Genomic DNA, 7,761 nt, shown 5'->3' with positions numbered 1-7,761 from the left:
GCGGTCCAGAAAAGCGGCGGCGGCGGCGATTACAGCATCACCTCGTTTGGCATTATAGACTTTACCGGGCGCAAGGTCGCCGTCACGCGCGATGGCGTCTGTTCCATAATAGGCATCATATAGGCTGCCCCATCGCGCATTGGCGGCGTTAAGGGCGAAGCGCGCATTCATGACCGGGACCACCAATTGTGGACCGGCAACACTTGCAATTTCGGGGTCGACATTTTGCGTGCCGATGGAGAACTCTTCCCCCTCTTCCACCAGATAACCAATCTGTTTGAGGAATGCTTGATACTCAGGCTGGTCGATCTGTTTGCCGGCACGTTCCTTGTGCCAGCTATCAATTTTGGTTTGCAAGTCGTCACGGTAAGCCAAAAGCGCGCGATTTCGCGGACCAAGCGCTCCAAGGATGTTTTCAAAGGACGCCCAAATCTGCTCAGCAGAAAACGGCAAGCCGTCGATCACTTGGTTTTGAACCAAGTCAGCAAGCGGTTTTGCAACTTTGATTTTGCCAAATTGAATGTAGTCCTGAGTCATCTTTATTCTCCTATGATTGGCAAGAGAATAGCCAAAATCCTGATGGTGTCAAGAAAATGGAATGCAATTCCATATCATGGAATTATACTGATGGCCGCGTCAGGATAAATGTTGCAACCGCGCCCAAAGTAATCACTTGAATGATGATCACAGGAAAAGGCACGCCAAACATAAAACTAATGGCAAGCACGGTGACCATGGAAGCGACGGCAATTGTTTTCACTTTGAGGGCAATCGCACCGTTTTCGTTCCAATCGCGAATGGCTGCGCCAAATTGGCGATGATTGATCAGCCAATCATGCAGGCGTTGCGAACTGCGGGCGAAACAGAATACAGCCAAAAGCATAAACGGTGTCGTGGGCAACAGGGGCAAGAATGCACCCAAAAAGCCAAGACCGACGCTGATCAAACCTGCACTCAGCCATAATGTTTGTTTGAGAGAATTCATCTCACCCGCTTTCCGCTTAGACCTCACAGATGGGGCATATTGAAGTGAATTTCAATTGTCACTTGCAATCTGATATTAATATGATTATAAAAATCATGTTAATATCTCGGTGTCACCTGCCTTTAACGACATCACAGATCGGCCCACTCCCCCTTTCCTTTCGTGGGCTTGAACAAGCACCCGGTCTAGCGGCCGGGTGCTCCCTTTTTTGACCTCTGTCATTTATCAAGCTGAGGCGCTGTGGCATATTTGTAAAAAAGGGAGGCTCATATGCGCATGCAATCTTTCAATATGGCGTGTGCGATAACCGCACTGGCCATAGGGGGCGTGCTAGCAAATGACAGTGCCGCCAAAATATCGGCGGGCGGCATAGTGCTTGAAAAGACCGACAAGGTGCGCATGGTCAGCGAAGACCTTTATGTCAGCAAAGACTTGGTAAAAGTGCGTTATGTTTACGAGAACATCACGAACGCGCCGCAAGACTTAACGGTGGCGTTTCCACTGCCCAAGATCGCTGCTGAGGACGTACCGTATTCCTATTCAAGACATTTTGAAAACACGGACTTTATTGAGTTTTCAACCAGAATTGATGGCGACAATGTTGAGCCGCGTGAAATCGTCATCATTCGGTCGCAAGACGGCAGAAATGTCACCGAGTTTTTCAAAAACAAAGGTCTCCCGCTTGGGCCTTTTAATGCGCTTTGGAGCTACAATCTTGAAAATGATTATGACAACATCAAGATGATCACCCTCAGCCAAGATTTACGCGAAGAAGGTTTGTTGATCCAAGACAAAGACGGTTATGACCGACGCGCCTGGAGCACAGAGATATATTTTGTCTGGCAATATCGTTTTGAACCGGGCAAGCAAGTCACAGTCGATCACCAATACACGCCGATTACAGGCGGACAATTTTTCCTTGGTGATGTGACCTATGATGGGTGGAGTTTTAAGAAAGACTTTCAAAAAGAATTTTGTGCAAGCGAAAGCGAATGGACAGCACTTGAGAAAATTGCTGGGAAACAGCAAACGCCCCTGATCGTTGATTTGGGTTATATCTTGCAAACGGGAAATAATTGGGCCGGCCCCATCGGGCAATTCAAACTAACTATCGACAAATCCGACCCGCGAAACATTGTAACTTTGTGCTGGGATGGCAAATTGACCAAAATCGCGCCAACGCAATTTCAGTTTGAAGCAAGCAACTTCACACCAAAACAAGATATTGTTATGGCCGTCACACAAGGCTGGCGGGAATAATTCCCCTGCCGCAATAGACAACGAAAAGGCGGCACAGTGGCCGCCTTTTGAATTTGGGTGGGTCCAGAACCGTTGTGTGGTTCTTAGAACTCTTTCCATTCCACATCGGTATCAATGGCCGCATTGCCGTTCGACATGTAGGATTTTGCGACCGATGCGACTTTCTGCTGAAGATCTCTGATGCCGCCGCGTGGTTTTTCTTCTGGGGCAGCATATTCATGCGAGGCGGCAGCTGGTGCTGGCTGGCGCATAGAGCCGTCTGTAATGAATACATCAACAATACGGTCCAACTCGCTTGCCTGACCTTCGGTCTGTTCAATGGCCGCATTTGTCTCTTCAACAAGTGCTGCGTTGCGTTGCGTCATTTCATCCATCTGGCGCACGCTTTCGCTGATTTGCTCGATGGCTGAGGCCTGCGATTTACTTTTTAGTGCAATCGATTCCATTGCCTCATTGTTTGAACGCGCTGCCTCTAACATTGAACCAAGATTTGCAGCCGCTTTCGCCACCAACTTGGTGCCGCCATCAACTTCTGTGCCGGATTGCTCGATTAGCACCTTCACCTCTGATGAGGCCTGAGCTGCTGACTGAGCCAGTCGTCGCACTTCAACCGCCACAACCGCAAAGCCTTTACCCGCTTCCCCGGCTCGTGCCGCTTCAACAGATGCGTTCAGGGCAAGTAGGTTCGTTTGGAACGCGATATCGTCGATCATGCCAATGATGTTTGAAATTTTGCTTGAGCTTCCCGTGATACGTTCCATGGCTTCAGTGGCCTGGCGCATAACATCACCACCCTCTTCCGCAGTTTGGCGTACACGTTCGGCATTTTCACTGGCGCTGTCGGCCTCTTTGGCATTGTCCAAAACAGTACCTGAAAGCTCGCGCATTGCGCTTGCTGTTTCATTGATGGTGCTGGCCTGCTCATTGGTTCGGCTTGACAGATCGTTAGCGCCCGCCAAAATTTCGCTGGTGGCGGCCTTCAAGTTACGCGACGTAGAGCGCAATTGGTTAACCACTTCTGAGAGTTGCTCACCGACGCGGTTCGTATCGTCCTGCAGGTTTTTAAAGGCACCCTTGTAGCTGCCCTCCATGCGCTGCGTAAGGTCCGTATTTGCCAATGCAGAGAGCACCTTAGCTGTTTCACCAACACCACGATCAACCGTATCAACTAGATTGTTCACCCCATGTGCGAGACGATTTAGCTCTTCGTCTGGGAACTCGGCTTGCACACGTTGGGAAAAATCACCATCCACGGCAGCGTCAACCACAGCACCAAATGCGCCTTGCAATTCTTCCATCATCTGGCGACGTTCTTCGCTACGCCGTTGCGAGGCATCTTTTTCCTCTTCGGTCATTTGTAGCACTTTGATGCCATTTTCGCGGAAAACCTCCACGGCCCGTGCCATTTCGCCAAGTTCGTCTTTGCGATCTGCGCCGCGCACTTCAACATCCAAGTCGCCATCAGCCAAGTTGCGCATGGTGGCGGTTAAGTTTGAAATACTGCCCGTGATCGTGCGCGAGAAAAGCAAGCCCAGTAAGACGGCCAAAAGCATTGTGCCGCCACCGACCAAGAGCATCATATTGCGCATGGTTTCGACCGGTTTCATCACCGCGGAATGGGCTTCGGCTGCAACCATTGCCCAATTGACGTCAGCGAACGATACCGGAATTGCCAAAACATGCATGGGCGTATCGCGGTACATCATTGACATACCTTGCGCTTCATTGCCGCCGAGCGCGGCAGTTATCGCCATTGATTCAAAGCGAGAAACAAACTGATCATTTTCCTCGGTAAAGCTAGAATCCACCCGGAGCAGATTATCCGCGCCCACAAGTAAAGTTTCACCTGTTTCGCCAAGACCTTTTTTTAACCCAACAAATGCAGCAATTGTGTCAACCGGAACGCCATAGGCTAATACGCCAACGACATTTCCTTTTGGATCCAGAACCTTTGCGCCCATGAAACTTGCAGCTTGCCCATCATAAGCAGCGTACGGAGAGAAATCGCTAAACGCCACTTCGCCGTCCGGCAATTCCAACGCCTTTTTATAGAATGTATCAAGCACAGAACCTGCTTCTAGCTGAGTAGCAAAGTCCGTTTTCTTGAATACAGAATAAACAACAACACCATCCGCACTGATCAACAAAATATCTTTGTAGCCGGCGTTCACCGCCTGTGTGGAAAGGCTTGGGTGAATTCGAGAATGTGAAAAGTCATAGTTTGTGAATTGCTTTGCCGTATTGGCAAGGTAACGCTCATTTTCAGCGTTCGGGTTGTTGGTGATAAAGCCCTCTTGCAAGAACTGTGTTGGATTTGCATCCGACTGTTCCCACGTGCTGCGTAGCTCACTCAGCGAACTGCCTAAACCAGCATCGCTTGCTGTTTTTAACAGATCTACCTTCATATTGTTCAACAATTCGGCCATTGATTCAGCGCGAATGCTCGCAATCGTGGACAATCTTTGTCGTGCCATTTGTTTGACAGTAGATTCACTAATATTATAACTCACCATGCCAACGCCAAAAGCGGCTAATAACGCGGCGCTAACCAGTATTAGTGGCAGTTTCTGAGAAATCTTCATGGATGGCAATTTAATATTTTTAAGCATTGAGCTATTCTCCGCCCTCGAACGTGCAAATCAATTGGATGGCGCTGGCTCGCACCAATGCGTTCGAACGCAAATATCCCCACACATTCGAACAATCGATTATTGGGTTACCAAGACTACAATGAAAACATTGAATCAATTCTAAATAAAAAGCCCCTTTACCGAAGTAAAAAGGCCTTTTATTGGTATTCAATTGATGCGGATTATTAGCTAAGCGCGCCGATAACTGCTTCAATTTTCTTTTTCATGGTGCCAGCGTCGAAAGGCTTGATGACATAATTATTCACGCCACAACTAATCGCCTCTTTCACCTGCTCCTTATCCCCACGGCCGGTGGCCATGATAAACGGCATGGATGAGGTGCGTGGGTGTTTTCTGATCACTTTGAGCAAAGTTAATCCATCCACGTCGTCCATATTCCAATCAGAAATGATCAGATCCACGTTTGCCGATTCGAGTTTCATCAATGCGTCGCGGCCCGATTTGGCTTCGACGACATTTTTGAACCCAAGCTGGTTCAGGATAAATTTACAAATACCACGCATCGATTGCTGATCGTCAACGATCAAAACGCACATTGAACTTGCTTTGGGCATTAGCAGATGCCTCTGGTTTCAGGATTCATACGATTTACTACAGACTTGATCTTATCCATTAACAGTTACCAATCCCTCAATGTCCTACGCAGCAGCTTTACGACGTTCTAAGGCGCGGATAAGCATTGCAGCTATTTTTTCTACTGGTGCTTCTTCGTCTACCGCGCCCAATTCCATTGCGGCGCGCGGCATGCCGTAAATCAATGCCGATGACTTGCTCTGGCCAAGCGTATAACAGCCAGCATCGTGCATCATTTTCATGCCCTTTGCCCCGTCTTTTCCCATGCCCGTCAGTATGGCCCCAACAGCGTCACCACCGACTTGTTTAGCAACAGACTCAAGCAATACATCGACGGATGGGCGATGCCCAGAAACACAACCATCGTCGCCCAATCGGCATTTCAATTGACCCGATGATTTTTCAATCCGCAAATGTGCGCTGCCGGGCGCAACATATGCATGGCCCGGTTTCAAAACCAGGCGCTCTGTTGCTTCCATTACGGTCAGCGCGCAGGTTTCATTTAAGCGCTGTGCAAATCTTGCGGTAAAGCCTGCAGGCATGTGCTGGGCGATCACAATTGGCGGGCAATCTGCTGGCATGCCAGACAGCACGGTTTTGACCGCCTCAACTCCACCCGTTGATGCCCCAATGGCAATCAACGCGTTTGAAGAAACTTTAGCACCTGTTGCAACAGGTTTTGCGGGTGTTGCGTCGCGCTGCGCACTTGGTTGGCGTGCCATTGCGCGGCCACGTACATCGGACTGGGACGCGGCAATAACCTTATCGCGCACCTCGCGGCCAAATTGTTCAAGCCCACCGGCCAGATCGTGACCGGGTTTGGCCACAAAATCAACGGCCCCCAACTCGAGGGCCAAGAGCGTTTCTTGCGCGCCCTTTTGCGTCAAGGTTGAAATCATCACGACCGGGGTCGGGCGCAACCGCATAATTTTTTCCAAGAATGCCAAACCATTCATATTTGGCATTTCAATATCCAAAGTCACCACGTCAGGATTAAGTGTTTTAATCTTGCCACGTGCATCAATGGGATCACACGCGGTACCCACAACATGTATGTCATCACCGGCTGAAAGCAGCGACGACAAGACCTCACGTATAAGAGCTGAATCGTCAACAACAAGAACTTTGATCATGCGGCACTCCGTGCGCTTTCGCCGAGTTTGTTTTGATAAACTGTTTTGCCAACCAGCTTGAATTTGTCGGCCACTGAATTCAGGTTTTCCGAATGCCCAATATATAGAAATGCGCCAGGAGCCAGCAATTCGCCCATGCGCGTGAACATCTTTTCTTGGGTTGGTTTGTTGAAATAAATTGCCACATTGCGGCAGAACACAGCATCAAACGGGCCACGCATTGGCCAATTTTCCATCAAATTAAGTGATTTGAAGGTGACCACCGAGCGGGCGTGATCGGGGATTTTTACATTTCCGGCGCCGTCGCGATCAAATAGTTTCACGCGCTCTGGCGATAGGCCGGAAAGGTCCCCCGCTTTATAGACACCGGTTTTTGCTTTTTCGACAACATTGGTATCGATGTCGGTTGCAAGAATTTTGAAGTCCCAAGTTTTCAGTTTGGGGTGCGCAGCTAATAGGCTGAGCGCAATTGTGTAAGGCTCCTGCCCCGTAGAGCAACCAGCGGACCAAAGCCGCAACCGTGATTTATTTGGGTTTGCGGGGTCATTGACCAGATTACCGATATAATCACTTAAATGGTCAAAGTGGTGATCTTCACGGAAAAATCGCGTCAGGTTGGTCGTCAGAGCGTTGATGAATTCCTGGATCTCGTCTGCCGAGGCACCCCGGTCCAAATGAGCAAGGTATGCAGAAAACGTATCCATGTTGAGACGGCGAACAATTTTGGACAGCCGAGAGACGACAAGTGTTCGCTTAGCGTCACTCATTGAGATGCCCGCCAAATCGTAAACTTTGTTTCTTACCGCTTCAAATTCGCGATCTGACAAAGAAATTTCACCGCTATCCATGATGTTGCTGGCCCCTGTGATACGCTCGACTACAAATAGACATTCGGTTGGCACCCAACCTCATGTCTGCAACTCCTAAAACCAACACAAAACTGAACCAATCGGTTCGGCTTGATGCCGTTAATCGCCCATTGTCGTCTCTCACCCCTTATTTTTGGTAAATGAAACGCACATTGCCGATTTTTTAGGATATGCGCGCAGCGCGAACAAACAAATCCAAGCAACGCAGCCCCAATATGGAGCCACCACTAGGTTGTGAGATTAGGTTGCAATGGTTAACAGAAAGTTGCCGCACACAGCCGCTGTAAACG

6 protein-coding genes and 1 pseudogene are annotated in these 7,761 nt (G+C 49.1%); 1 reads left to right on the top strand and 6 read right to left on the bottom strand.

Going from position 1 to position 7,761, the window contains the following annotated elements:
- Together ACJAZW_RS07465 and ACJAZW_RS07460 are read right to left on the bottom strand one after the other, a co-directional pair.
- Nucleotides 1-537 (bottom strand): annotated as a pseudogene (locus ACJAZW_RS07465) (malate synthase G); the annotation flags it as partial.
- Between the two features lie 82 nt (nucleotides 538-619).
- On the bottom strand, nucleotides 620-985 hold the full coding sequence (locus ACJAZW_RS07460) for a YbaN family protein (protein WP_415156628.1): 366 nt from the start codon (nucleotides 983-985) through the stop codon (nucleotides 620-622).
- Nucleotides 986-1,255: 270 nt separating this feature from the next.
- Here ACJAZW_RS07460 and ACJAZW_RS07455 point away from each other — a divergent pair, with 270 nt between their 5' ends.
- Nucleotides 1,256-2,245, top strand: a complete 990-nt coding sequence (locus tag ACJAZW_RS07455; RefSeq protein ID WP_415156626.1) for a DUF4424 family protein — start codon at nucleotides 1,256-1,258, stop codon at nucleotides 2,243-2,245.
- 83 nt (nucleotides 2,246-2,328) lie between these two features.
- Here ACJAZW_RS07455 and ACJAZW_RS07450 read toward each other — a convergent pair whose 3' ends face one another.
- The 4 genes from ACJAZW_RS07450 to ACJAZW_RS07435 all read right to left on the bottom strand — a co-directional run bounded on the left by ACJAZW_RS07450 (nucleotide 2,329) and on the right by ACJAZW_RS07435 (nucleotide 7,450).
- Entirely contained in the window at nucleotides 2,329-4,854 is a 2,526-nt protein-coding gene (locus tag ACJAZW_RS07450) for a methyl-accepting chemotaxis protein (protein ID WP_415156624.1), read from the bottom strand.
- A gap of 206 nt (nucleotides 4,855-5,060) precedes the next feature.
- Nucleotides 5,061-5,450, bottom strand: coding sequence for a response regulator (locus ACJAZW_RS07445; RefSeq protein WP_269392769.1), 390 nt, complete (start codon nucleotides 5,448-5,450; stop codon nucleotides 5,061-5,063).
- A gap of 84 nt (nucleotides 5,451-5,534) precedes the next feature.
- A complete protein-coding gene (locus ACJAZW_RS07440; RefSeq protein ID WP_415156622.1) occupies nucleotides 5,535-6,602 on the bottom strand; it encodes a protein-glutamate methylesterase/protein-glutamine glutaminase in 1,068 nt (355 codons plus the stop codon).
- Nucleotides 6,599-7,450 (bottom strand): CheR family methyltransferase, encoded by an 852-nt coding sequence (locus ACJAZW_RS07435; protein ID WP_415156620.1) that lies wholly within the window; start codon nucleotides 7,448-7,450, stop codon nucleotides 6,599-6,601. The genes ACJAZW_RS07440 and ACJAZW_RS07435 overlap by 4 nt, the downstream gene beginning before the upstream one ends.
- Nucleotides 7,451-7,761: the final 311 nt, after the last annotated feature.

Origin of the sequence: Maritalea sp. (genome assembly GCF_047634455.1) — a bacterium.
In the GTDB taxonomy this organism is placed as follows: domain Bacteria; phylum Pseudomonadota; class Alphaproteobacteria; order Rhizobiales; family Devosiaceae; genus Maritalea.
Note: the sequence above shows the minus strand (reverse complement) of the source record. Positions and strands in the feature narration are given on the sequence as shown.

What these genes read in the sequence shown, in the direction of transcription:
- ACJAZW_RS07450 (WP_415156624.1), bottom strand. Translation starts at nt 4,854, where the DNA reads ATGCTTAAAAATATTAAATTGCCATCCATGAAGATTTCTCAGAAACTG.
- ACJAZW_RS07460 (WP_415156628.1), bottom strand. Translation starts at nt 985, where the DNA reads ATGAATTCTCTCAAACAAACATTATGGCTGAGTGCAGGTTTGATCAGC.
- ACJAZW_RS07445 (WP_269392769.1), bottom strand. Translation starts at nt 5,450, where the DNA reads ATGCCCAAAGCAAGTTCAATGTGCGTTTTGATCGTTGACGATCAGCAA.
- ACJAZW_RS07440 (WP_415156622.1), bottom strand. Translation starts at nt 6,602, where the DNA reads ATGATCAAAGTTCTTGTTGTTGACGATTCAGCTCTTATACGTGAGGTC.
- ACJAZW_RS07435 (WP_415156620.1), bottom strand. Translation starts at nt 7,450, where the DNA reads ATGGATAGCGGTGAAATTTCTTTGTCAGATCGCGAATTTGAAGCGGTA.
- ACJAZW_RS07455 (WP_415156626.1), top strand. Translation starts at nt 1,256, where the DNA reads ATGCGCATGCAATCTTTCAATATGGCGTGTGCGATAACCGCACTGGCC.